General features: G+C 71.9%; 21 protein-coding genes. 11 read left to right on the plus strand and 10 right to left on the minus strand.

Annotation, left to right across the window (positions count from 1 at the left end; all coding sequences use genetic code 11):
* From M878_RS49090 to M878_RS77380, 3 genes are all read left to right on the plus strand, one after another.
* Window positions 1–377 (plus strand): aromatic-ring hydroxylase C-terminal domain-containing protein (locus M878_RS49090; protein WP_031226013.1); only part of this gene is annotated, 377 nt, incomplete at its 5' end.
* 375 nt (window positions 378–752) lie between these two features.
* The gene (locus M878_RS77375) at window positions 753–1,658 is read left to right on the plus strand and encodes a DMT family transporter (protein ID WP_023550700.1); all 906 of its coding nucleotides are present in this window, start codon (window positions 753–755) and stop codon (window positions 1,656–1,658) included.
* A gap of 37 nt (window positions 1,659–1,695) precedes the next feature.
* On the plus strand, window positions 1,696–2,586 hold the full coding sequence (locus M878_RS77380; protein WP_023550701.1) for a LysR family transcriptional regulator: 891 nt from the start codon (window positions 1,696–1,698) through the stop codon (window positions 2,584–2,586).
* A gap of 148 nt (window positions 2,587–2,734) precedes the next feature.
* Here the strand turns inward: M878_RS77380 and M878_RS77385 are convergent, their stop codons facing one another.
* From M878_RS77385 to M878_RS77395, 3 genes are all read right to left on the minus strand, one after another.
* A complete protein-coding gene (locus M878_RS77385) occupies window positions 2,735–3,109 on the minus strand; it encodes a GntR family transcriptional regulator (RefSeq protein WP_023550702.1) in 375 nt (124 codons plus the stop codon).
* Window positions 3,106–3,867 (minus strand): hypothetical protein, encoded by a 762-nt coding sequence (locus M878_RS77390; protein WP_031226014.1) that lies wholly within the window; start codon window positions 3,865–3,867, stop codon window positions 3,106–3,108. The genes M878_RS77385 and M878_RS77390 overlap by 4 nt, the downstream gene beginning before the upstream one ends.
* A gap of 168 nt (window positions 3,868–4,035) precedes the next feature.
* Window positions 4,036–4,512 carry a DUF1203 domain-containing protein gene (locus M878_RS77395; protein ID WP_023550704.1) on the minus strand — a complete coding sequence of 159 codons (477 nt, stop codon included), beginning with the start codon at window positions 4,510–4,512 and terminating at the stop codon, window positions 4,036–4,038.
* Window positions 4,513–4,624: 112 nt separating this feature from the next.
* Between M878_RS77395 and pepN (M878_RS77400) the strand changes: the two genes are divergently transcribed.
* Complete coding sequence (gene pepN / locus M878_RS77400; RefSeq protein ID WP_023550705.1) at window positions 4,625–7,198, plus strand: aminopeptidase N; 2,574 nt, start codon at window positions 4,625–4,627, stop codon at window positions 7,196–7,198.
* A gap of 56 nt (window positions 7,199–7,254) precedes the next feature.
* Here the strand turns inward: pepN (M878_RS77400) and M878_RS77405 are convergent, their stop codons facing one another.
* The 3 genes from M878_RS77405 to M878_RS77415 all read right to left on the minus strand — a co-directional run bounded on the left by M878_RS77405 (window position 7,255) and on the right by M878_RS77415 (window position 10,694).
* Entirely contained in the window at window positions 7,255–8,016 is a 762-nt protein-coding gene (locus M878_RS77405; RefSeq protein WP_023550706.1) for an SDR family NAD(P)-dependent oxidoreductase, read from the minus strand.
* A 69-nt stretch (window positions 8,017–8,085) separates the two neighbouring features.
* The gene (locus M878_RS77410; protein WP_023550707.1) at window positions 8,086–9,432 is read right to left on the minus strand and encodes an RNA polymerase subunit sigma-70; all 1,347 of its coding nucleotides are present in this window, start codon (window positions 9,430–9,432) and stop codon (window positions 8,086–8,088) included.
* A gap of 242 nt (window positions 9,433–9,674) precedes the next feature.
* Window positions 9,675–10,694 carry an aspartate-semialdehyde dehydrogenase gene (locus M878_RS77415; RefSeq protein WP_023550708.1) on the minus strand — a complete coding sequence of 340 codons (1,020 nt, stop codon included), beginning with the start codon at window positions 10,692–10,694 and terminating at the stop codon, window positions 9,675–9,677.
* A gap of 516 nt (window positions 10,695–11,210) precedes the next feature.
* On the opposite strand from M878_RS77415, the gene M878_RS49095 reads away from it, so the two are divergent.
* Window positions 11,211–11,621 carry a hypothetical protein gene (locus tag M878_RS49095; protein ID WP_023550709.1) on the plus strand — a complete coding sequence of 137 codons (411 nt, stop codon included), beginning with the start codon at window positions 11,211–11,213 and terminating at the stop codon, window positions 11,619–11,621.
* Here M878_RS49095 and M878_RS77420 read toward each other — a convergent pair.
* The gene (locus M878_RS77420) at window positions 11,597–12,139 is read right to left on the minus strand and encodes a CGNR zinc finger domain-containing protein (RefSeq protein ID WP_023550710.1); all 543 of its coding nucleotides are present in this window, start codon (window positions 12,137–12,139) and stop codon (window positions 11,597–11,599) included. The two genes, M878_RS49095 and M878_RS77420, sit on opposite strands and share 25 nt — an antisense overlap.
* 109 nt (window positions 12,140–12,248) lie before the next feature.
* Here M878_RS77420 and M878_RS77425 point away from each other — a divergent pair, with 109 nt between their 5' ends.
* From M878_RS77425 to M878_RS77450, 6 genes are all read left to right on the plus strand, one after another.
* Complete coding sequence (locus M878_RS77425) at window positions 12,249–12,695, plus strand: VOC family protein (RefSeq protein ID WP_023550711.1); 447 nt, start codon at window positions 12,249–12,251, stop codon at window positions 12,693–12,695.
* Window positions 12,696–12,697: 2 nt separating this feature from the next.
* Entirely contained in the window at window positions 12,698–13,579 is an 882-nt protein-coding gene (locus tag M878_RS77430; RefSeq protein ID WP_023550712.1) for a pyridoxamine 5'-phosphate oxidase family protein, read from the plus strand.
* Window positions 13,580–13,588: 9 nt separating this feature from the next.
* Window positions 13,589–14,074: an NUDIX hydrolase gene (locus M878_RS77435; RefSeq protein ID WP_209445563.1), complete on the plus strand. Its 486-nt coding sequence runs from the start codon at window positions 13,589–13,591 to the stop codon at window positions 14,072–14,074.
* Between the two features lie 200 nt (window positions 14,075–14,274).
* Entirely contained in the window at window positions 14,275–16,029 is a 1,755-nt protein-coding gene (locus M878_RS77440) for a TIGR03767 family metallophosphoesterase (protein WP_023550714.1), read from the plus strand.
* Window positions 16,030–16,135: 106 nt separating this feature from the next.
* Window positions 16,136–17,275, plus strand: a complete 1,140-nt coding sequence (locus tag M878_RS77445) for a serine hydrolase domain-containing protein (protein WP_023550715.1) — start codon at window positions 16,136–16,138, stop codon at window positions 17,273–17,275.
* A gap of 151 nt (window positions 17,276–17,426) precedes the next feature.
* Window positions 17,427–18,620 (plus strand): glycosyltransferase, encoded by a 1,194-nt coding sequence (locus tag M878_RS77450; RefSeq protein ID WP_023550716.1) that lies wholly within the window; start codon window positions 17,427–17,429, stop codon window positions 18,618–18,620.
* A 16-nt stretch (window positions 18,621–18,636) separates the two neighbouring features.
* Here M878_RS77450 and M878_RS77455 read toward each other — a convergent pair whose 3' ends face one another.
* From M878_RS77455 to pepN (M878_RS77465), 3 genes are all read right to left on the minus strand, one after another.
* Window positions 18,637–19,449, minus strand: coding sequence for an SGNH/GDSL hydrolase family protein (locus M878_RS77455; RefSeq protein ID WP_031226020.1), 813 nt, complete (start codon window positions 19,447–19,449; stop codon window positions 18,637–18,639).
* 291 nt (window positions 19,450–19,740) lie between these two features.
* Complete coding sequence (locus M878_RS77460; RefSeq protein WP_023550718.1) at window positions 19,741–20,778, minus strand: hypothetical protein; 1,038 nt, start codon at window positions 20,776–20,778, stop codon at window positions 19,741–19,743.
* A 227-nt stretch (window positions 20,779–21,005) separates the two neighbouring features.
* Window positions 21,006–23,597, minus strand: a complete 2,592-nt coding sequence (gene pepN / locus M878_RS77465; RefSeq protein ID WP_023550719.1) for an aminopeptidase N — start codon at window positions 23,595–23,597, stop codon at window positions 21,006–21,008.
* Between the last annotated feature and the right edge of the window lie 38 nt (window positions 23,598–23,635).

The following is a 23,635-nucleotide window of genomic DNA, read 5'->3' on the forward strand; positions in this document are numbered from 1 at the left end:
CGCGCGCCGCGCTCACCGCGTTCCTGAACGCCGTCGGCCCCGCCCGGCGCGCGGCCGCCGCCCAGGTCACCGGCATCGGCTACCGCTACCCGGCACCCCGCGGCGCCCACCGCCTCACCGGCACCCGCGTGCCGGACGTCGCCCTGGCCGGCCGCGGCCGCCTCTACGAGGCACTGCGCGGCGGCCGGTTCGTACTCATCACCCCGGAGCCGTACGGAACGGGACCGGCTCGCGCCGACCGGCTGACTGTCGCGCACTGGGCGAGCGACCGCCGTACGACCGTGCTGGTACGCCCCGACGGCTACGCGGCCTGGGCGGCGGAGTCGGCCGACGCGGAAGGAATCGAGGCGGCGCTGACGGCGCACGTCGGAGGCTGAGTACTTCGCTCGGCAGTGCCGCGAAGGGTCCTCGGCCGTCCGTGGGCCCATCGCGGCTGGGCGCGCCCCGCGGGCGGAGCCGCCGATCGAACACGGCCGAACACGGACCCGCCGGACCGCCGCCGCTACGCCGGGTCGAGCACCGTGTCCCGGTCAGCTCGCCCCTGTCCTCGGCAGCACCCGGGCGCACACGCTGCGCCTGCTGACCGACCCGCTGAGCACCAGCGAACTGGCCGGTCACCTGGGCATCGGCGCCGGCGCGGGCGATCTTTCAGTTTTTCTGAAAAGGATCGCCGAAAACTTTCGATGGACCTGACAGGTCACTCGCTGCGACGGTAGGAGCACGCACCCACCGCTCCCACCGAAAGGACCCCCGTGCCCGCTGTCCTGCACCGGACCGCCACTCCCACCACCACGGCCACCGGCCCCTTGCTCGGCCTCGTCTGCGCCGCCCTCGCGACGGTCGTCTGGTCCGGCAGCTTCGTGACGTCCCGCGGCCTGCACGACAGTGTCCCGCCCATCCAGCACGCCTTCTGGCGCTGGGTCATCGCCCTGCTCGCCGTGGCTCCCTTCGGCGCCCGGCAGGCCTGGCGGCGACGGGCGCTGCTGCGCCGCCACGCCCGCTACGTCCTCCTGGCCTCGTTCCTCGGCGTGGCTGTCTACAACACCCTCGTCAACCAGGCCGGACTGACCACCCCCGCCGCCACCATGGGCATGATCATGGCCGCCTCGCCGGTGCTCATGGCGCTGTTCGAACGCCTCGGCGGCGCCCGGCTCGGCGCGCGGCGCACCACCGGGCTGCTCATCGCCTGCGCGGGCGTGGCCTTCCTCGTCGGCGACGGCGCGACGTTCTCACCCGGCGACCTGTGGATGATCGCGGCAGCCTGCAGCTTCGCCGGCTACAGCGCGCTGCTGCGCCGCAGGCCGGCCGAACTGGGCGGTACGGCCTTCCTGTTCACGACGTTCCTGACCGGCACCGTCCTCCTGCTCCCTGTCCAGGCCGCGAGCGTGGCCCTGCAGGGCGGCTTCACCCCGACCCCCGGCACGGTCCTGCCGCTCCTCTACGTGGGTGTGGCCTCCTCCGCGATCGCCTTCTTCGCCTGGAACAAGGCCGTCACCCTGATCGGCGCGACCCGCGCGGGCATCGTCTACTACCTCCAGCCGGTCTGCGTGGCCGTACTGTCCTGGGCCGTCCTGGGCGAGACGACCGGCTGGCCCCAGCTGCTGTCGATGGGCCTGATCCTCGGCGGGGTGGTGCTCGGCGCGGGGCCACGCCGTTGACGCGTGGCCCTTTGGCGGTGGCGTGTAGCTTTCCGGCATGGCCGAGTGGGACATCCGGAAGCTGCAGATCCTGCGTACCCTGCGCGAGCGCGGGACGGTGACCGCGACGGCCGAGGCCCTGCACATGACGCCGTCCGCGGTCTCCCAGCAGCTCACCAATCTCTCCCGGCAACTCGGCGTACCCCTGCTGGAGGCGCGGGGCCGCCGGGTCCGTCTCACCGACGCGGCCCGTCTGGTGCTGACCCACACGGAGCCGGTCTTCGAGCAACTGGAGCGCACGGAGGCCGCGTTGGCGGCGTACAGCCAGGGCGAGGCGGGCGAGGTCCGCGTAGGTGCCTTCTCCACCGCCGTCCCCGCCCTGGTCGTACCGGCCGTACGGGCCCTGCGGACCACGCACCCCCGAGTGACCGTCCGCGTACGAGAGGCGGAGGCAGCCGAGGCCTACGACCTCCTGGCCGCCGGTGACGTCGACCTCGCTCTGTCCCTCGCCGCCGAGGCCCCGAGCGCGGCCGACCCCCGCTTCACCCAAGTCCCTCTCCTGGCCGACCCCTTGGACGTGGCCCTGCCCCCCGACCACCCCCTCGCCACGGCCCCCGCCCTGACCCTCACCGACCTGGCCGCCGAACCCTGGATCTTCGGCGGCAGCGGCCCCTGGTCCGACATCACCCGCCGCGCCTGCGAGGCATCCGGCTTCAGCCCCGCCCAGGGTCACTCGGCCTCCGGCTGGACCGCCATCCTCGCCATGGTCGAGGCCGGCATGGGCGTGGCCCTGATCCCCAGAATGGCCGCGGCCCACCGCGACGGCGTCGTCATGCGCGACCTCGGCCCGGACGGCCCGGTCCGCCATGTGACGGCGGCGGCACGCAGGGGCGGGGAGACGGGGCGGGCGGTGACCCATGTCCTGGAGGCCCTGCGGGACGCGGTCTGACCCACTGCACCACCCTGCGCGGCATGAGGGTTCAGGCGGCCGGCCTCCACCACGGCCCGAGAGCCACGGAACTGGCCGACGCCGCTGCCGCAGCCTCGCGGGAGGCCGGGTGCTCGGGTACGGCATCGTGCCACCGTCGCGCCCCTGGCTAGCCCAGGGCCTTGCGGATGGTGGTCAGGATGGTTTCGGTGTCGGCGCCGAGAGCGCGGGCGCTAGAGATGAAGTGTCGTGCCAGTGCGGCGAGTTGGTCCGGGTCCGCGTGCTTGGGTTCGGAGGGCGGCGCTGCGACCCGGGTGCCTGCGCCACGGCGGGTGCGGATCAGCTCGGCGGCCTCCAGTTCGCGGTAGGCGCGGGCCACCGTGCCCGGTGCCAGTCCCAGGTCGGCGGCGAGCTGACGCACGGTCGGCAGACGTTCGTCCTCGGCCAGCCGACCGGTGATGATCAGGGCGGCGAGCTGGGCGCGGATCTGTTCGTACGGCGGTACCGGGCTGGTGGTGTCGACGCGGATGGCGGGGCCGGTCATCGTTGAGCTGCCCGTGGGGCAGCCACGGTGAACAGGCACCAGGCCAGGGCGACCAGGCTCAGCAGACCCAGGGGGTAGATCACCACGGCGGCAATGGTACCGAGCGTGCCGGCACAGGATGTGTGGGTCAGCACGGTGGCGATCATCAAATCGACGAGGAGCAGCTGGGGCGTGACCAGGAGTCCCCAGGCCGCGGTGATTGCCCGCGAGCGGGTGCGGCGCTGCTGGTCGCCGCCCGGGCGGTAGGCGATACGACGTAGGGCCCAGGCGCAGGCGGCGGTTCCGAGGGTGAGTGAGGCGAGGATCGGCGTTCCGTAGAAGATGCCTGGCCAAGGGCTGATGGGCTTGGTCACGCCGTTACAGGTGACGGTGATCGCTCGGCCCGCCCGGCCTATGGCATCGGGGGAGGCCGTGGCGAGCCCGATCGCCAGCAGCACGACGAGGGACACCGCCAGGAGAAGAAGCAAGGGGGTCATCCGGGGCGGGACTTGGTCCCTGACCCGGCGTGGGGCGAGGCCGGCTGTACGTACCGCTTCTTGAGGGTGGGGGGTGAGGGCGTCACCGAGCAGGACACCGCCTGCCGCGCACAGGCCGAAGCCGGTGATGGCGAGCACGATGGGCATGCCGTAGTCGTCGCCGAAAGAGCTGGTGGGCATGGTGGCCAACAGCGGCGCGGCCACGGCTCCCGCAGCCAGACCGGACCAGCGGGCGTAGCGATCGACGCGGCGGCGGGACGCGGGCGGAGCGGTATCGAGCATGTGGGGACCTCGGTGAGTGGTGTGGGTTGCGCGGCGCGTGCCCGGCAGTGGGCAGTACTGGGCGCAAGCCAGGCTTGTATCAAGCGGTGAGTACAAGATGTCGCGATCGCGACCTTGTGTCAACCGCTCGATACAACTTCGAGGCGCTTGTCCGTTGCCGGCCCGGAGTCAGGCCCGCCGCACCTCGTACAGAAAGCACCCGTACTCCACCGCCCGCACATGGACCACCGCCACCTCCGGGTCGGCGAAGGCCTCCGTGAGGGCGGACGGGAAGTCGGTGTCCACCAGACGGCCGCCGAGGATGTGGCCGTCGGCCGAGTAGCGGCGCAGTACGCGGTGGGCGTCGGTGAAGGGCAGAGCGGCGGGGTCGGGCGGGCCCGGGCAGGGGTCGGCGTGGAGGAAGACCGGGCCCTGTTCGTCGTACGCGCCGGGAGCGGCGCCCGTCTCTGCCGCCCAGCGGCGCAGGGGCGCGTACGAGACCAGGGTGATCCGCTCGCCGGGCTCACTGCGGCGCAGGCAGCAGCGCAGCGGGGCGCCGCCCTCCTCGTCGGTGAAGGGGGTCATGGGGCGGCCCGCGTCGTCGGTGGTCCGTAGCTCCTTCAGGACCTGGGACGGGATCGGGTGTGGCGTGTGGGTCGTCGTCATGGGGCCAGCGTCCGCTTCCGGCGCCCCGCTCACCGGCGGGAACCGGACATCGCGTTCCCTGTGGATCCCATGGAAGGATGGCGGAACCGACACATATCGAGGAGATGACCGCGTGCCTGGCACAAACCTGACTCGCGAAGAGGCGCAGCAGCGGGCCGAGCTGCTCACCGTTGACTCGTACGAGATCGATCTCGACCTCTCCGGTGCGCAGGAGGGCGGTACCTACCGGTCCGTGACCACGGTGCGCTTCGACGTCGCCCGCGCCGGCGCCGAGTCCTTCATCGACCTGGTGGCGCCCACGGTCCACGAGGTGGCCCTGAACGGCGACGCGCTCGACCCCGCCGAGGTCTTCAAGGACTCGCGGATCGCGCTGCCGGGGCTGCTGGAAGGCCGGAACGAGCTGCGCGTGGTCGCGGACTGCGCCTACACCAACACCGGCGAGGGGCTCCACCGGTTCATCGACCCCGTCGACGAGCAGGCCTACCTCTACACCCAGTTCGAGGTGCCGGACGCCCGCCGGGTCTTCGCCTCCTTCGAGCAGCCGGACCTGAAGGCGACGTTCCAGTTCACCGTGACGGCGCCCGAGGGCTGGACCGTCGTCTCGAACTCGCCGACGCCCGAGCCGAAGGACAACGTCTGGGCCTTCGAGCCGACCCCGCGCATCTCGTCGTACATCACGGCGCTCATCGTCGGCCCGTATCACTCCGTGCACAGCGTGTACGAGAAGGACGGACAGAGCGTGCCGCTCGGCATCTACTGCCGGCCCTCGCTCGCCGAGTTCCTCGACTCGGACGCGATCTTCGAGGTCACCCGCCAGGGCTTCGACTGGTTCCAGGAGAAGTTCGACTACGCCTACCCGTTCGCGAAGTACGACCAGCTGTTCGTGCCGGAGTTCAACGCCGGCGCGATGGAGAACGCGGGTGCCGTCACCATTCGCGACCAGTACGTCTTCCGGTCCAAGGTGACCGACGCGGCGTACGAGGTGCGGGCCGAGACCATCCTGCACGAGCTGGCCCACATGTGGTTCGGCGACCTCGTCACCATGGAGTGGTGGAACGACCTGTGGCTGAACGAGTCGTTCGCCACCTACACCTCCATCGCCTGCCAGGCCGCCGCCCCCGGCTCGCGCTGGCCGCACTCGTGGACCACGTTCGCCAACTCGATGAAGACCTGGGCGTACCGGCAGGACCAGCTGCCGTCCACGCACCCGATCATGGCGGACATCCGCGACCTGGACGACGTGCTCGTCAACTTCGACGGCATCACGTACGCCAAGGGGGCCTCCGTCCTCAAGCAGCTCGTCGCGTACGTCGGCGAGGACGAGTTCTTCAAGGGCGTGCAGGCGTACTTCAAGCGGCACGCGTTCGGCAACACGCGCCTGTCCGACCTGCTCGGCGCCCTGGAGGAGACCTCCGGGCGTGACCTGAAGACCTGGTCGAAGAAATGGCTGGAGACGGCGGGCATCAACATCCTTCGGCCGGAGATCGCCACGGACGCCGACGGGGTCATCACCTCCTTCGCCGTCCGCCAGGAGGCCCCGGCGCTGCCCGCCGGCGCCAAGGGCGAGCCGGTCCTGCGCCCGCACCGCATCGCGATCGGCGTGTACGACCTCGACGCCGCGAGCGGCAAGCTGGTGCGCACGGACCGGATCGAGCTGGACGTCGACGGCGAGCTGACGGCCGTACCGCAGCTGAACGGCAAGCGCCGCCCGGCGGTGATCCTGCTCAACGACGACGACCTGTCGTACGCCAAGGTCCGCCTGGACGAGCAGTCGCTGGCCTTCGTCACCGAGCACCTCGGCGACTTCACCGAGTCCCTGCCGCGCGCGCTGTGCTGGGCCTCGGCCTGGGACATGACGCGGGACGCGGAGCTGGCGACCCGCGCCTATCTGTCCCTCGTCCTGTCGGGCATCGGCAAGGAGTCCGACATCGGCGTCGTGCAGTCGCTGCAGCGCCAGGTCAAGCTCGCGATCGACCTGTACGCCGACCCGGCCGGCCGTGAGGCGCTGCTCACCCGCTGGACCGACGCCACGCTGGCCCACCTGCGGGCGGCCCAGCCGGCGAGCGACCACCAGCTGGCCTGGGCCCGCGCCTTCGCGGCGACGGCCCGCACCCCGGAGCAGCTGGACCTGCTGGAGGGCCTGCTGGAGGGCACCCACACCATCGAGGGTCTGGCCGTGGACACCGAGCTGCGCTGGGCGTTCGTGGAGCGGCTGGCGGCGGTCGGCCGGTACGACGAGGCGGAGATCTCGGCCGAGTACGAGCGGGACAAGACCGCGGCCGGCGAGCGGCACGCGGCGACGGCTCGCGCGGCCCGGCCGACTGCGGAGGCGAAGGCCGAGGCCTGGGCTTCGGTGGTCGAATCCGACAAGCTGCCGAACGCCGTGCAGGAGGCCGTGATCGGCGGCTTCGTGCAGACCGACCAGCGTGAGCTGCTGGCGCCGTACACGGACAAGTACTTCGAGGCCGTCAAGGGCCTCTGGGACTCCCGTTCGCACGAGATCGCCCAGCAGCTCGCCATCGGCCTCTACCCGTCGGTCCAGGTCTCCGAGGAGACCCTGACCAAGACGGACACCTGGCTGACCTCGGCCGGACCGAACGCGGCCCTGCGCCGCCTCGTCTCGGAGTCCCGCGCGGGCGTCGAACGGGCCCTCAAGGCCCAGGCGGCGGACGCGGCGACCGAGTAGTACGCCGTGTGAGGGCGCCCGGACCTGGTGCCGGGCGCCCTTGCCGTACCCGCTCGTCAGCCCGGGAACATCCCCCCGGTCACATTGACGAACGTGCCGGTGATGCCCGCCGCGTGGTCGGAGGCGAGGAAGACGGCCGTGGCGGTGATCTCGGCGAGGGTGGGGTTGCGGCGGGTCATGCGCAGTCCGGCCAGGTGGTCGAGGATGCCGGCGATGTTCACGTTCGGGTCGACGGCGCGGAGCTTCTCCCCGGACAGGGTCTCCGGTACGCCGGCCGCCCACAGGCCCACCGCGCGCACCCCACGCGGGCCCAGCTCCATGGCGAGGTTGCGCACCAGGGCGTCGGCGGCGGCGTCGGCCGGGCCCGTGCCGCCCATCATCGGACTGCCGTGCGCGGAGCCGCTGTTGAGGGTGAGGATCACCCCCGAGCCGCGGGCGGCCATGCGGCGGGCGGCGGCGCGGGCGGTGAGGAAGCCCGCGCGGGTGCCGTCCAGGACGGGACGCAGGAAGTCGTCGGCGGACATCTCCGTCAGCGGGGCGCCCTGTACGTCGCCCCGGCTGACCAGGTTGAAGGAGACGTCGATCGTGCCGACCCGGTCCGCGTGCTCCTCCACGGCCGCCTCGTCCAGCGCGTCCACGACGGCCGTCTCGGCGTGCCCGCCGGCCGCGGTGATGTCCTTCGCCACGGTGTCCAGCGTCTGCCGGGTGCGGCCCACGAGGTGCACCCGGGCGCCCTCACGGGCGAAGGCGCGGGCCACCGCCCCGCCGATCGAGCCTCCGGCGCCGTACACGATCGCGGTCCTGTCGGTGAGCAGCATGGTGAACTCCCTGGGTGAGTGTCTGTCGTTACGCCGATGCAGACGCACGGCACCCGCGGCACTCATCGCTCACAGCCGTAGCGGCAGCCCGAACGCCGGGAAGAGGTGCGGTTCGAAGGAGGTGATCTCCGTGATGCGGCCCTCGCCGTCGAAGCGGAGCACGTCCAGGACCTGGGCGCGGTAGACGTTCGTACCGGGGCGGCGGACGTAACCCCCGGCCGCGAGCTGCCCGTTGGCGCGGGCGGGCAGATGCCGCCAGTGGCCCAGGAACACGGGGGACGCGGGGTCGAGGCTCGGGCGCAGGAAGCGGAGCAGCGCGTCACGGCCGGTGAACCAGAACGGGTTGGGCGGCATGGTGAGCGTGACGTCCTCGGCGAGCATGCCGGCCATCGCGTCGAAGTCGAGCCGCTCGGCCGCGGCCATGTACCGCCGCAGCGCGGCCCGCTGGACATCCGTGGGCGGGGTGGCAGTCCAGTCCGTACGGCTCGCGGGCAGCTGTTCGCGCAGGGCCGGACGGGCGCGTTGCAGCGCGCTGTTCACCGAGGCCACGGAGGTGCCGAGGGCCCGGGCGCTTTCGGCGGCGGTGAGTCCCAGCAGGTCGCGCAGGACGAGCGCGGCGCGCTGGCGGGCGGGCAGGTGCTGCAGCGCGGCCAGCAGCACCAGCTCGACGGTCTCGCGCGATTCAGCGGCGCTGTCCGGCAGCTCGTCGTCCGGGTAGGGCTGCAGCCAGGTGATACGGGCGGGCGGCTCGCCGGCGCCGTGGTCCATGCCGGGCAGCGGCTCGTAGCGCTGCGGGCGGCGGGCGGTACGGCGCTGGAAGTCCAGGCAGGCGTTGGTGGCGATGCGGTACAGCCAGGTACGGGCGCTCGCCCGGCCCTGATAGCCGTCCCGGGCCCGCCAGGCGTGCAGGAACGTCTCCTGCACCAGGTCCTCGGCGTCGTCGTAGGAGCCGGTCATGCGGTAGCAGTGGGCGCGGATCTCACGGCGGTACGACTCGGTGAGCGCGGCGAAGCCGGTCTCGTCGAACGGCGTCTCGTCGAACGGCGTCTCTTCGGACGGTGTCTCGTCGCCCCGAGGCTCCGCGCATTCCGTCACGCGGGCCTGTGTGACGGAATGGTTCCCGCTCTCCCGCACCCCCGCCGTCTCCTGCGCGAGGCGGGCGATGCGGCGCAGCCGGGCCACGGAGGCGGACAGTTCGGTCACGCCCGCGTACAGGGCGGAGGCCGGTCTCGGTACCAGCGACCGTGCCTGCCGGCCGACCGAGTCGATCAGCTCCTCCAGATCCCCGCCGCCGTCCTGCCGCTCCCGGTACGCCTTCTGCCGGCAGGCCGCCGAGCAGTACACCGAGCTACGGCCCCGGCGGCTGGCCCGCGCCGGAAGCGGACCGCCACAGCTCGCACAGGTCTCCACGGCCACCTCTCACAGGGATTCGGGGTCAGCGATCCTCGCGTATCGGCGCCATGGCCGCCAGGACCCGGGCGAACTCCCGTACCGTCTCGGTCTCCGCTTCCCGCTGCCAGACCAGGCCCGGCGCGGAGTCGGGCAGCCGCCGTCCTGGTCACGGGCGCGGTGCTCGCGCTGCCGGCGGCCATGGAGACGAGAGGGGCGGCCACGTGACCGTGACCGCCCCTGCCGTACGGGTGCCTTACTCGGGTGCCTTACTTTGCGGACAGCTCCGCGGCCACCAGCTCCGCGATCTGCACCGCGTTCAGCGCGGCGCCCTTGCGGAGGTTGTCGTTGGAGATGAACAGCGCGAGACCGTTGTCCACCGTCTCGTCGCGGCGGATACGGCCGACGTACGACGGGTCCTGGCCGGCCGCCTGCAGCGGGGTCGGGATGTCGGAGAGGGCGACGCCCGGGGCGCCCGCGAGCAGCTCGGTCGCGCGCTCCGGGGAGAGCGGGCGGGCGAAGCGGGCGTTGACCTGGAGGGAGTGGCCGGAGAAGACCGGGACGCGGACACAGGTGCCGGAGACCTTCAGGCCCGGGATCTCCAGGATCTTGCGGGACTCGTTGCGCAGCTTCTGCTCCTCGTCGGTCTCGTTCAGACCGTCGTCGACGATCGAGCCCGCCAGCGGAAGCACGTTGAAGGCGATCGGCCGCTTGTAGACCTGCGGTTCGGGGAAGTCGACCGCCGCACCGTCGTGGGTGAGCTTGTCGGCCTCGGCGACGACCTTCTGCGCCTGGCCGTGCAGCTCGGCCACGCCCGCGAGGCCCGAGCCGGACACCGCCTGGTAGGTGGCGACGACCAGCGCCTCCAGACCGGCCTCCTCGTGCAGCGGCTTCAGGACCGGCATCGCGGCCATCGTGGTGCAGTTCGGGTTGGCGATGATGCCCTTGGGGCGGTCGGCGACCGCGTGCGGGTTCACCTCGGAGACGACCAGCGGGACCTCGGGGTCCTTGCGCCAGGCCGAGGAGTTGTCGATCACGACGGCGCCCTGCGAGGCGACCTTTTCGGCCAGCGCCTTGGAGGTCGCGCCGCCCGCCGAGAAGAGCACGATGTCCAGGCCGGTGTAGTCGGCACTCGCCGCGTCCTCCACCGTCACGCCGTCCAGCACGGTGCCGGCCGAACGCGCCGAGGCGAACAGGCGCAGCTGTGTGACCGGGAAGTTCCGCTCCGTGAGGATCCTGCGCATGACCGTGCCGACCTGACCGGTGGCTCCGACGATTCCGACCCTCACTGTGACTCCCTCTTTGTGTCTCTTCCATGACCAGGCGCATGACCGGGGCGTTTCCATCATGCGGCCGACCCCGGTCCGCCTGTCCAATTCTTTGCGGAACGTGCCCAAGGTGTGGGACAGGTCTTCCCCGGCCGACGGTTCCACACCTCCGCCGTTCACCCCGCTGAGCTGGAGAAATTCCCTCGGCCGGGGGCCCGCGCCGCAAGCCGTGCTGTCCCGACCCTGCCCGTACGGACCCCGGCCACACGGCGGTGTGACGTACGCCTCGAACGTTTTCACCGGTTCCCGCGTCATAGGGGAAACGCATGGGGGGTGACGTGTGCCGCGCGGAGGGAGGCGCCGCGAACAGGGGGCGTACGTCGCGGATACGGACCGCACGGACGAGGCGGACCGTACGGGCCGTGCCGGCGGCGACCCGCTGGACGCGGCCCAGGAACGCCGGGTGCGGGCGGCGCTCGCGCTCGGCGGGGTGCCGCAGTCGGACCTGCCGCCGACCGGGGCGGCGAGGCTTCCGGTGTGGAGACCGGCCCACCGGCCGACCCCGCACGCGAACTCGCCTGCTCCCGACTGGCCGTCGAGGGCACGGTGGCCAAGGTGGAGCCGGAGAGGTCGTCCCGCTGGAGTCGGATCACCCTCACCGTGACCCGCTCCTACAAACCCGCCCACGGCCCGGCGGAGGTCACCTTCCTGCTGGGCCGTGGCGCGCAACCGGCTCCGCACCCGGGACAGCGTGCGCTCGTCACGGTCGCTGCGGGCCATCGGAACGCGAGCCTCTGGGCCGTGGGAGACACCCGTGTCGCCGTCAACCGGGCATGGATCACCGAGGCGCTGCCCCAGTCCCGGCACACGACCTGCGCCCCCGGCGCCTCCTGGTCAGAGGGGCGGGTGCCCCTCTTCGGGGGTCAACCCTCCTTCGAGCGCGCGTAATGCCGGGACGCCTTCGCGCGGTTGCCGCACGCGGCCATCGAGCACCAGCGGCGGGTGCCGTTCCGGGACGTGTCGAAGAAGTGCAGGATGCAGCCGCCGCCGGAGCAGGTGCGGATCCGCTCGGGGGCCCGGTCGAGCAGGTTCAGATAGTCCCGGGCGGCGAGCCAGGCCGGACCCCAGGACGGATCGGCGAACTCCGGCTCCTCGGCGGGACCGTCGGCGGTCAGCCGGGCCCGGATCCGCCCGTGCGCCAGTACGGCGTCCACGAGCTGCGCCGCCTCCCGCGGTGACCCGTGCACGGCGGCCGCGAGTGCCTCGCGGGCCTCGCGCAGATGACGCAGCGCCTCCGCGTCGGCCGGGTGGGCGCCGGCCAGCCCGTTGCTCGCGAGCCACACCGCCAGCCCGCCGGTGTCGACGAGCAGGTCCTGGGTGACGCCTTCCCGGTTCCACCGCGTGTTGAGCAGGTCGAGCGCGAGGGGCTCACCGGTGAGCGGGCGGGGATCGCGGACGGCGGACATCGGGCGCTCCTTCTCTGGCTAACCACTAAAGCGTACGTCACCGGTTGACTTCCCTCTGTCTAACCCCTTAATCTCATGATGAAGGTTAGAGATCTCGAAGGAGAACACCATGGCTCCGCGCATCGCGCACGCAGGCCTGAACGTCACCGACCTCGACCGCTCGCTCGCCCTCTACCGCGACCTCCTCGGCTTCGCCGTGCTCGCCGAGGGCAAGGAGGACGACCAGCGCTGGGCGATGCTGGGGGAGACCGGCGGCGCCCCGCTCGTCACCCTCTGGCAGCAGGCACAGGGGTCGTACGACAGCGGCCGGCCCGGACTGCACCACCTCGCCTTCACGGTCGACTCGATCGACCGCGTCCGGGAGTACGAGACCGCGCTGCGGGCCGCCGGAGTGGAGTTCGCCCACGAGGGCGTGGTCGCCCACCGCGAGGGTGGGACGTCGGGCGGGATCTTCTTCCACGACCCCGACGGCATCCGCCTGGAGATCTCCGCCCCCCTCGGCCCCGACGGCGCCCCGGCTCCCCACGGGGATGCCCCGACCTGCGGGTTCTTCTAGCCATGGGCACCTACCACGCGGGCTCGCTCGCCGTGCAGGAACTGCTGGGCGTACGCGACCGCGCCGAGCACGTGGGCCGCTCCCTGGGCCAGGGCATCAAGCCGGTCGCGGCGGCCTTCCTGGAACTGCAGCCGCTGCTGATGGTGGGCGCGGCGGATCCGGGGACGGGGAGGGTGTGGACCTCGGCCCGCACGGGCACCCCGGGCTTCGTCCGGGCGACCGGCCCTCGGCAGATGTCGGTCATCATGGATACCGGCCTCACCGACCCCCTCACCGTGGCCCTGAAAACCCCCGGCACCCACATAGGCACCATCGCCCTGGACCCCCGCACCCGCCGCCGCATGCGCCTCAACGGCCGGCTGAGGCCGACGCCCCGCGGGTTTGCCGTAGAGGCGGACCAGGTCTTCTCCAACTGCCCCAGATACATCCAACGCAGGGAGTCGTACGAAACGGTCACCGACCGCACGCCCGGCACTCCCCGCCTCCTCGGCGAACTCGGCTCGCACGAAAGGGAGTTCATCCGGGCCGCCGACACCTTCTTCCTGGCCACGGTCCACCCCGCTGGAGCCGACGTCAGCCACCGAGGCGGCAATCCCGGCTTCGTCCGGGTCACGTCACCGCACGAACTCACCTGGCCGGACTACCCCGGAAACGCCATGTTCCTCACCCTCGGCAACCTGCGCACCGACCCCCGCGCCGGGCTGCTCTTCCTCGACTGGACCACCGGCGACACCCTCCAGCTCACGGGCGAGGCGCATACCGACGTCACCGCCGGAGGCGACCGCACGGTCCGCTTCACGCTCACCCAGGCACTGTGGACCCCGGCCGCCCTCCCCCTGCGCTGGTCCGCGCCGGAGTGTTCGCCGGCCAACCCCAGCAGTTAACGTCGGTCGATGCAACGCAAGTTGAGGGTGGCGGCCTACGCCGTGTGTGTCCGCGACGGACAGATCCTGCTGGCCCGTTCGCCGGTTCCCGACGGAACTCCCGAGTGGGTGCTGCCCGGTGGCGGCATGGACCACGGCGAGGACCCGTACGACACCGTCCGCCGTGAGGTCGCCGAGGAGACCGGTTACCGCATCGAGGTGACCGGTCTCCTCGGCGTCGACTCCCTCCGGCTGGCCGCCCGCCCACGCGTCGGCCGCCGTACCGACCATCACGGGCTCCGTCTCGTCTACGCGGGAGAGGTCGTCGGCGGCGAACTCCGGTACGAGGTCGGTGGATCCACCGATTTCGCGGCATGGCAGGATCTTTCGGTCGTACCGGACCTGAAGCGGGTGCCGCTGATCGATATCGCGCTGCGGCTCTGGCGCGAACGCCCCGCGAACGGTCATCTCACCGCCGGAGCTCCTCCCCTGCCCCGTCAGATGAACGAGGAGTAACTGCCCCCGGGACGCCCGCAATCCACTCCATGACCGAGCCCGGTACCCCGTGATCCACGTACGGTGATCGGCGCTGTGCGTTGCCGCCGCGTTCACGCACAGGTCATCCCCGGTGCCAAGCATCCAGAGCGAGCGGGGCGTTCGCGCCTGCGACGGCCCGCGACCACCGCCGACGCGTTCGCACCCGGGGAGACCGCGCCATGTCGCGCATACGCTCTGTCGCCACCTCCGCTCAGGGGGTCAACCGCCGTACCGTCCTCGCCGCCGCCGGAGCGGTCTCGCTCTCCGCGGGCGTCGGCTACGCCCTCCGCCCCACCGACAGCGAGGCCGCCACCGCCGCTCAGGCGCCTGTCGCCGACTCCCGGCAGACCACTGCCGAGACCGCTCTCGCCCCCTACACCAAGGGCACCACCCTCGCCTCCGTCGCCGCGCCCCGGAACAGCTCCGGCTACCAGCGCCTCGGCGACGGCCCCGGCTGGGCCCGGGTCGTGCGTAGCGAGCTGGCCACGCCCAAGTCCGGGCGCGCGGGGCGCCGTACCACCCTCGCCGCGTTCGTACAGCTCACCGACCTGCATCTGCAGGACGTCCAGCACCCGCTGCGCGGGGAGTTCCTGCGCTCCAACTCGGTGCACGCCTGGCGCCCGCACGAGGCGCTGACCGTGCAGGGCGCCATCTCGCTCGTCGAGCGCGTCAACGCGCTGAAGGGCGCCCCCGTCACCGGCGCGCCGCTGCACTTCGTCATGACCACCGGCGACAACACCGACAACAACGCCCACTCCGAACTGGAGTGGTTCATGAAGGTGATGAGCGGCGGCCGCATCACCCCCAACACCGGGGACCCCCGGCACTACGAGGGCGTGCAGAACAGCGGCCTGCAGCTGTACTGGCAGCCGGAGTCCACCGCCCGCGACCACGACAAGCAGCTCGGCTTCCCGCATCTGAAGGGCTTCCTGGCCGCCGCCGTCCGCGAGGTGCGCAGCCCCGGCCTGGACCTGCCCTGGTACTCCACCGTCGGCAACCACGACAGCCTCCTGCTCGGCTGCTACGGCGTCCACGGGGACCCCTGGCTCGCCGAGGCGGCCATCGGCGGCAAGAAGCTGATGAGCGTCCCCGCCGCCGAGGCCAAGAAGCTCCAGGACGCCATCCACAACGCCACGGATCCCCACGGCGCCGGCTACCGTGACCTGCTCAAGGCGCACGCCCGCTCGATGCGCTCGGTCACCCCGGACGAGAAACGGGCCCTCTACACCCCGGCCGACTACCTCAAGGCCCACCTCGACCCGGCCTACCAGGGCCGCGGCCCGGTCGGCCACGGCTACTCCTCGGCGAACCTCGACGCGGGCACCCAGTACTACGCCTTCCGCATCTCCGACGACGTCATCGGCATCAGCCTCGACACCACCGACCCGGGCGGCATGCCCAACGGCTCCCTCGGCACTGCCCAGCTGACGTGGCTGGACAAGACGCTGAAGGACAACAAGGACTCCTACGCCGTCGTCTTCAGCCACCACACCAGCACGACGATGGACAACACCCGTCCCGACCCGGCCCACCCCGGCGACAAGCGCGTGGGAGGCGCCGCGGTGATCTCGCTGCTGTCCTCGCACGCCAATGTCCTGGCCTGGGTGAACGGTCACGTCCACGAGAACGTCATCACCCCGCACAAGGCGGCCTCCGGCGGCCGTTCCTTCTGGGAGATCTCCACCGCCTCCCACGTCGACTACCCCCACCTCGGCCGGATCATCGAGCTGGCCGACAACAAGGACGGCACGGTCTCCGTGTTCACCACCCTGATCGAGTCCGCCGCCCCGCACCGCACCGACTTCGCCGACCTCTCCCAGACCGGCCTCGCCGCCCTCTACCGCGAACTGGCCTACAACGCCCCCGGCGCCAGCAAGGCCCTCGCGGGGGCCGCGGCCGCCCGGAACACGGAGCTGGTGCTCCACAAGGGCTGAAACTCACTCAACTGGCCCACAGCGAAGCAACCTTCGCGCATCCGGCACGGGTTTCTTCCCCCGACCGCACCTGCACCACAGGTGCCAGCACAGGTTGGGGGAAGACATGCGCGTACGTACGACACTGGGTACGACCCTGGTGGGGGCCACCGCCCTGCTCGTCTCGGCGGCCCTGGCGGCTCCGGCGGCATGCGCCTCGGAGGGCGGTGGGCACGCCGCGACCCGCAAGGCGATCGAGGCGGCCGTCGCGGCCGGGGTGCCCGGGGCGACCGCTACCGCGAAGGACGGCCACGGCACCTGGTCCGCGACCGCCGGCGTGGGCGATCTGCGCACGGGACAGCCGCGCTCCACCGCCGATCGCTACCGCGTCGGCAGCATCACCAAGACCTTCGTCGCCACCGTCCTGCTCCAGCTGGAGGCGGAAGGCCGGATCTCCCTGGACGACACCGTGGAGAAGTGGCTGCCGGGCGTCGTCGACGGCCATGGCCACGACGGCGGCCGGATCACCGTCCGACAGCTGCTCAACCACACCAGCGGCATCTTCAACTACACCGAGGACAAGGACTTCGGCCGCGACTACTTCACCGAGGCGGGCTTCGACCGGCACCGCTACGACACCGTCGCCCCGCGCGACCTGGTGGCGATCGCCATGAAGCACGCGCCGTACTTCGCGCCGGGCACGGCCTGGCACTACTCCAACACCAACTACGTGGTCGCCGGGATGGTGATCGAGAAGGTGACGGGACACCCGTACGCCACCGAGATCGAGCGCCGCGTCATCCGCCCCCTGCACCTGCCCGGCACCTCCGTGCCGGGCACCAAGGCCACCATGCCGCGGCCGAGCAGCCACGCCTACTCGAAATTCACCGATCCGAACGGCCCGACGTACGACGTCACGAACCTCAACCCCTCCTTCGCCTCCTCCGCCGGTGAAATGATCTCGGACTCCGCCGACCTCGACCGTTTCTACGGCGCCCTGCTCGGCGGAAAGCTCCTGCCGGGCCGGCAGCTGGAGGAAATGAAGACCACCGTCGAGGCTACCGGCATCCCGGACACGCGCTACGGTCTCGGTCTCATGGACATGAAGCTGACCTGCGGCGTTCACGTCTGGGGGCACGGCGGAGGCATTCACGGCTCCGCCTCGGCGGCGGTGACGACGGCCGACGGCCGGCATGCCCTGGCGCTCAATTTCAACGGTGACTGGTCGGGAGACGCGGACGCCGTGCTCGATGGGGAATTCTGTTAGTCACCGTTTCATACGCGTTGTTTCGTGTTAACGCGTACGCAATGTCCGTACCGCCTCATATCGGCTAACCCGCTGTTCACGGGGATGGCTCGATCTTCTCGATCATTTATGCAAGGCGGGTGGTCGTGTGCGCGCTTCGCACGGACTGCGTGTGCTCTCGGTCTACGAGGGTTTCTTCACCGGAGGAGCCCGGATCGTGCACACCGACGTCGTACGGGGACTGGCCGAGGGCGGCCAGTCCCACCACGTCCTCAGCATCCATGGCGAGGTCCTGCGCGAGGCCACCCGGCAGCGCATGCAGGACGACCACTGCTACCGGGAGCTGACCGCCGGCGGCATCGGCGTCACCACGCTCGGCCGCAGCGCGGGCCTGGTGGACGGGGCGCTCGCGGCGAACGTTTTCAGCGGGCCCGAGCTGGCCGAAACCGCGCGGGCGATGGCCGCGGCGGATGTGATCCTCTCGCTGAAGGAGCAGCCACTCGCCCTGCTGAACCAGGCCGGCCTGCCCCGCCGCCCGGTCGTGGTCGCTCTGCACCGCTCCGACCCGGAGAACCAGGGCCCCGCGCTGGACGAGCTGAAGGCCGCCATCGCCGACGGCACGGTGGCCGCGTGCGTGTGCTGCGCCGAGTCCACGCGGGCCGCCTACGAGGCCGTCGGCATCCCGGCCGGGCTGCTGCACGTCATCCCCAACGGCGTCGACCTGCTCCGGTTCCGCCCCGACCTGGCGGCACGGCTCGCCCTGCGCGCCTCGCTCGGTATCGCCGACCGGGCGCCCGTGGTCGTCTTCGCGGCCCGGTACGCCCCGATGAAGAACGTTCCCCTGCTGCTGCGCGCGGCCCGCGCCTGGCTCGCCCGCGAGGGGGGCGGGCACGTGGTGATGTGCGGGGCCGGGATGACCCCGGGCAACTCCGGGCTGCGCGCCGACCTCGCCGCCGCCTTCGCGGACGCGCCGGGCCTCGCCGACCGGGTGCATCTGCTCGGCGTACGGCACGACATGCCGGCCGTGTACGCCGCCGCCGATGTCGTCGCCCTGACGTCCGTGTCCGGCGAGGCGGCGCCGCTGTGCCTGATCGAGGGCATGATGTGCGGCGCGGTCCCGGTGACGACCGACGTCGGCGACAGCGCGGCCATCGTCACCGGGCTCGGCTTCGTCACCCCGCCGGACCCTGGCGCGATCGCCCTGTCCTGGACGGCCGCGGTCGCGGGCCGTGCGGACCTCGCCCCGGACCTGGAGGCCGCCCGCGAGCGCTTCAGCCGCACCCGGATGATCGCGGCCTACGCGGCGCTGCTCGACCGTCTGCACGCGGAGGCCGTCCGCGCGCCGTCGCTCCCGGAGCCGCTGTAGCGGGCGCCGCCCCGGTTCAGGCGGCCCGGTCGAGGGCCGGGAGGTAGCCGAGCGACTGTCCCGGGGCCGTCGGGTGGTACGACTCGGTGACGACCGGTACGTCGACGCCGCGCAGCCAGGGGCTCCGGGAGCAGATCTCGTGGCCGGCGAAGGCGGCCCTGACGTCGGCGAAGGTGAACCCGTGGGCGGCGGCGCGCCGGGCGATCACGGCGTCGAGGTGGTCCACGCCGTCGTTGACGGCGGCGCGCGCCCGGTCCTGGAGGCCGACCTCGCAGGTGCCCCTCAGGTGGTAGAAGCGCGGATAGCCGAGCACGACGACACGGGCGGCGGGGGCGCGGTCCCGGATGGCCGAGTAGAGCCGGTCCAGGTTGCGCACGAGGGGCCCGTCCATGGTCGTACGCGCGCGGGCGATGGCGGACAGGCAACGGGAGGTGCCGCCCAGGGCGCAGGTCGTCATGACGGCGGCGAAGCCCGAGTCGCTGCCGCCGACGGTCAGGGTGACCAGCCGGGTACGGGGGCCGAGCGGGCCGAGCTGGCCGGACCGGACGTCGTCGGCCTGGGCGCCGTTGCACGCGGGGAAGGCGAAGGACGTCGCCCCGTGCGCCGAGGCCCACAGGACGGGGTACGCCCGGCTGCTGCGCTTGCAGGCCGTGCGGCCGGGGAGGTAGTCGCCGGCCCCGACGCCGGCGGAGTAGGAGTCACCGAGGGCCACATAGCTCACGGCTGCCGTGCTCAGCGGGGCCCCTTCCACCGTCGCGGGGGTGGCGGAGAGACAGGCCGTGGCGAGCAGCAGAGAGGACGAACACGACGCTATCCAGGAATGTCGCATACCTCCCGTGTACCGTGGCCCGAACGGCCGCCGCCCGTCGGACTCATCCGTGCGGGTGAACTTTCCACGGTGACACGGAGTGACGGCGAGCGTCACACGTACCCGGGCGTCACGCGTGTGCGGGCAGCGGATTGCTCAGGTCGGTCTCGCGGGCAGGTTGCAGAGCCACGGTCTCATCGGTCACACCGGTCACCGTAACGACGAGGAGGGGCCACCGGAATCGGTCCGGCGGCCCCTCCTCTCCCCTCCTGAGGGCTCTCTGCGGCCCTCTTGATGCCTCCCGGTCCGTCACTACCGGGGGAGCACCACGACATAGGCGGCCGGGTCGCGGTCGACGGAGGCCATCAGGGCCGTGCGGACCACCGTGGCCTGCTGCTCCCGGGCGTCCCTGAGCTTCTTCGGGGTGATGTACACGACCGTGATACCCAGCCGTTCCAGGTGCTCGCGCTTGCGGGCGTACTCCGACCACAGCGCGTCGTCGTCCTGGCGGGGCGCGCGGGTGTCGAGTTCCACCGCCACCGCCTGGTCGGGCCAGTACGCGTCCACGCCGCCGAGGTGCGGGCCGCCGGGCAGCCGCAGGTCGACGTTCCAGACCGGGTCGGGCAGCCCGTGCTCGCTCACCATCCGGTACAGCCGGTCCTCGGCGATCGAGCGGCCCTCGGCCAGAAGCGCGTCCACCGCGTCCACCACATGGGGCCGGTTCAGCAGCTTGGCGTGGGTCAACTCGCGGACCACGGCGGCCGGTTCGCAGTGGCCGCCGCGCACCGCCTCGGTCAGCAGCCGCCGTACCGCCTGCGCGTCCGTCAGCTCCGCCACCGCGTCCGCCAGCGCCCGCGGCACCGGCGCCACCGGCAGGCCCGTCACCGCCTTGGGCGTGGGCAGGACATGGGCGCGCAGGACGCGGACGTACCCCGCGGTACGCACCCGCCGCTGGCGCGGGATCAGGACGTCGACGTGGTCCAGGGACAGGAGCGGCGGGGTGGCCGAGAAGCCGTAGAGGGTGAGGGCGGCCAGGCCCGTGATCATCGCCTCCGCGTAGAGCGGGCGATGCGGTTCCTCCGCCGTCGGCTGGGCCGGGACGCCCGGCGTCGACTCGCGGGCCGCGTACAGCAGGGCCCCGTGCAGCCGTTCCTCGGTGGTCGGCGGGCCGGGGTGCAGCAGGACCACGTTCGGCAGCAGCAGCTGCCAGGGGCCGCCGGGGTGGCACTGCTCGCTCAGCTCGGCCGACGTCACACCGTGGGACCGGAGTTGAGCCACCGTCAGGACACGGCGGTGGACGTCGGAGAGGTGGCGGAGGGGGCGGGGGGAGAGCGGGGTGTTGTGGGTCATGGCGTCGGGATTCCCGCGCCCCGCCCCGCCCTTAACCGCTGTTACAGGGCCGTCGATGAATACAGACAAGGTGGGACTAAAGGTCAGGTGTTCGGATACCGAGTAGGGACAGGAAACCCCTGGTCCGATCGGGTGCGGACCAGGGGTTACGGTTCCGATGGAACGAATTCCGTAACGGTCACCGGCGGCCCAAACTCAGGCCAAAGGTCGGCCGGTGTCAGGCGGTGTCAGCCGGCGATCGCCGTCGCGTCGCACGCCTGTGCGCGCAGCGCCCGTGCCAGATCGTCCCGCGCCTCCAGCACCAGCCGGCGCAGCGCCGGCGCCGCGTCCCGGTGCTCCGCCAGCCACGCGTCCGTCGCCTGAAGCGTCTCCGGGCGGTCCTGCAGCGCCGGGAACAGGCCCCGTACGACATCCATGCCGATCTGGATCGACCGCTCCCGCCACACCCGCTCGATCGCCGCGAAGTACTTCTCCGCGTACGGCGCGGTCAGCTCCCGCTGCGACGGCTGCCCGAAGCCCGCGATCGTCGCCTCCACCAGCGCGTTCGACAGCGCCTCGGACTCCACCACCTGCGCCCACGCCTGCGCCTTGACCGCCGCCGACGGACGGGCCGCCAGACAGCGGACCTGGTGCCGTTTGCCGGACGCCGTGTCGTCCCGGGCCAGCTCCGCCGCCAGCGTGGACTCGTCGGCCGCGCCGTGCGCCGCCAGCGGTTCCAGGAACGCCCAGCGCAGCTCCTGGTCCATCTCCAGGCCGTCGATCGCCGACGTGCCGTCCAGCAGGTCCGTCAGCAGCTTCAGGTCCGGCTCGGCGAAGGCGACGGTCGCGAAGAACCGCGCCCAGGCCAGCTGGTGCTCGCTGCCCGGCTCGGCCTCCCGCAACTCCCGCAGCGCACCCTCCGCCAGCAGCTCGGCGCCGGTCTCCCGCCACTGCGGGGCGGCGTAGTACTCCAGCGCCGAGTTCGCCCACGCGTGCAGCATCTGCAGCACACCGATGTCGGACTCGCGGCCCGCGAACCGCAGCACCAGATCGACGAAGTCCCGCGCCGGCAGCAGCGCGTCCCGGGTCAGATTCCACAGCGCCGACCAGCACAGGGCGCGGGCCAGCGGGTCGGTCAGCGCGCCCAGATGCTCGCGCAGGGTGGCCAGCGAGGTGTCGTCGAAGCGGATCTTGCAGTACGTCAGGTCGTCGTCGTTGACCAGCACCAGGTCCGGGGCCTCGGCGCCCACGAGGTCCGCGACGAGCGTGCGCGGCCCCTCCACATCGGTCTCCACGCGCGCGTACCGCTCCAGCGCACCCTCGGGCGTACGGCAGTACAGGCCCACCGCTACCCGGTGCGGGCGCTCCTCGGGATGCGACTCCGGTGCCTCCTGCACGACCGCCAGCTCGGCCACCCGGCCCGCCGCGTCCAGCAGCACCTGCGGTGTCAGCGAGTTGACCCCGGCCGTCTGCAGCCATGCACGCGCCCACGCGGACATGTCCCGGCCGCTGGTCTCGCCCAGCACCGACAGCAGGTCGCCGAGGCGCGTGTTGCCGTACGCGTGCCGCTTGAAGTAGCGGCGGGCGCCCTCCAGGAACGCGTCCTGGCCGACGTACGCCACCAGCTGCTTGAGCACCGAGGCGCCCTTGGCGTACGTGATGCCGTCGAAGTTCAGCTTGGCGTCCTCCAGGTCATGGATGTCCGCCGTGACCGGATGCGTGGAGGGCAGCTGGTCCGCGCGGTACGCCCAGGCCTTGCGGCGGTTGGCGAAGGTGATCCACGCGTCGGTGAAGCGGGTCGCGCCGACGGCTCCGAACGTGCCCATGAAGTCCGCGAAGGACTCCTTCAGCCACAGGTCGTCCCACCACTCCATGGTGACCAGGTCGCCGAACCACATGTGCGCCATCTCGTGCAGGATGACGTTGGCCCGCGCCTCGTACGAGGCCTGCGTGACCTTCCCGCGGAAGATGTACTCCTCGCGGAAGGTCACCAGGCCCGGGTTCTCCATCGCGCCCAGGTTGTACTCCGGGACGAACGCCTGGTCGTACTTCCCGAACGGGTACGGGTAGTCGAAGTGGTCGTGGAAGAAGTCCAGGCCCTGCTTGGTGATCAGGAAGACGTCGTCGGCGTCGAAGTGCGGGGCGAGCCCCTTGCGGCACAGCGCGCCGAGCGGGATCTCCAGCTTGGTGCCGTCCTCGAAGGTGCGGGTGTAGGAGTCGGTGACGTAGTGGTACGGCCCCGCCACCACACACGTGATGTAGGTCGAGATCGGCTTGGTCTCCGCGAATTTCCATACGCCGTCGGCCAGTTCGCCCGCGCCGTTGCTCCACACCGTCCAGCCCTCGGGCGCGCGCACCTCGAAGCGGTAGGGCGCCTTGAGATCCGGCTGCTCGAAGTTCGCGAAGACGCGCCTGGAGTCGGCCGGCTCGTACTGCGTGTAGAGGTAGACCTCGCCGTCCTCGGGGTCGACGAAGCGGTGCAGGCCCTCGCCGGTGCGCGAGTAGGCGCACTGCGCGTCCACCACCAGCTCGTTCTCCGCGGCCAGGTCCTCCAGCGCGATCCGCGCGCCGTCGAAGACCTCGCCCGGGTCCAGATCCCGGCCGTTGAGCGACACGGAGGTCACGCTCGGCGCGATCAGATCGGCGAAGCTCGCGGCCCCCGGCTCGTTGCAGCGGAAGCGGATCGTGGTCACCGAGCGGAACGTGCGCGGCGCCCCGCCCTCGGAGTCCCCGTCGCCGATGACGGCGGACCTGAGGTCCAGGGACACGTCGTACCCGTCGACGGACAGCAGGGCGGCCCGCTCCCGGGCCTCGTCGCGGGACAGATTCTCACCGGGCACGGGCGGCACTCCCTCGTGGTCGTGTGAACGACGGCTGA

The organism is Streptomyces roseochromogenus subsp. oscitans DS 12.976 (genome assembly GCF_000497445.1).
Taxonomy (GTDB): domain Bacteria; phylum Actinomycetota; class Actinomycetes; order Streptomycetales; family Streptomycetaceae; genus Streptomyces; species Streptomyces oscitans.

What these genes read in the sequence shown, in the direction of transcription:
- M878_RS77460 (WP_023550718.1), bottom strand. Translation starts at nt 20,778, where the DNA reads ATGACCCACAACACCCCGCTCTCCCCCCGCCCCCTCCGCCACCTCTCC.
- M878_RS77395 (WP_023550704.1), bottom strand. Translation starts at nt 4,512, where the DNA reads ATGACGACGACCCACACGCCACACCCGATCCCGTCCCAGGTCCTGAAG.
- M878_RS77455 (WP_031226020.1), bottom strand. Translation starts at nt 19,449, where the DNA reads ATGCGACATTCCTGGATAGCGTCGTGTTCGTCCTCTCTGCTGCTCGCC.
- M878_RS77405 (WP_023550706.1), bottom strand. Translation starts at nt 8,016, where the DNA reads ATGCTGCTCACCGACAGGACCGCGATCGTGTACGGCGCCGGAGGCTCG.
- M878_RS77385 (WP_023550702.1), bottom strand. Translation starts at nt 3,109, where the DNA reads ATGACCGGCCCCGCCATCCGCGTCGACACCACCAGCCCGGTACCGCCG.
- M878_RS77445 (WP_023550715.1), top strand. Translation starts at nt 16,136, where the DNA reads ATGCGCGTACGTACGACACTGGGTACGACCCTGGTGGGGGCCACCGCC.
- M878_RS77420 (WP_023550710.1), bottom strand. Translation starts at nt 12,139, where the DNA reads ATGTCCGCCGTCCGCGATCCCCGCCCGCTCACCGGTGAGCCCCTCGCG.
- M878_RS77435 (WP_209445563.1), top strand. Translation starts at nt 13,589, where the DNA reads ATGCAACGCAAGTTGAGGGTGGCGGCCTACGCCGTGTGTGTCCGCGAC.
- M878_RS77440 (WP_023550714.1), top strand. Translation starts at nt 14,275, where the DNA reads ATGTCGCGCATACGCTCTGTCGCCACCTCCGCTCAGGGGGTCAACCGC.
- M878_RS77380 (WP_023550701.1), top strand. Translation starts at nt 1,696, where the DNA reads ATGGCCGAGTGGGACATCCGGAAGCTGCAGATCCTGCGTACCCTGCGC.
- M878_RS77390 (WP_031226014.1), bottom strand. Translation starts at nt 3,867, where the DNA reads ATGCTCGATACCGCTCCGCCCGCGTCCCGCCGCCGCGTCGATCGCTAC.
- M878_RS77425 (WP_023550711.1), top strand. Translation starts at nt 12,249, where the DNA reads ATGGCTCCGCGCATCGCGCACGCAGGCCTGAACGTCACCGACCTCGAC.
- M878_RS77430 (WP_023550712.1), top strand. Translation starts at nt 12,698, where the DNA reads ATGGGCACCTACCACGCGGGCTCGCTCGCCGTGCAGGAACTGCTGGGC.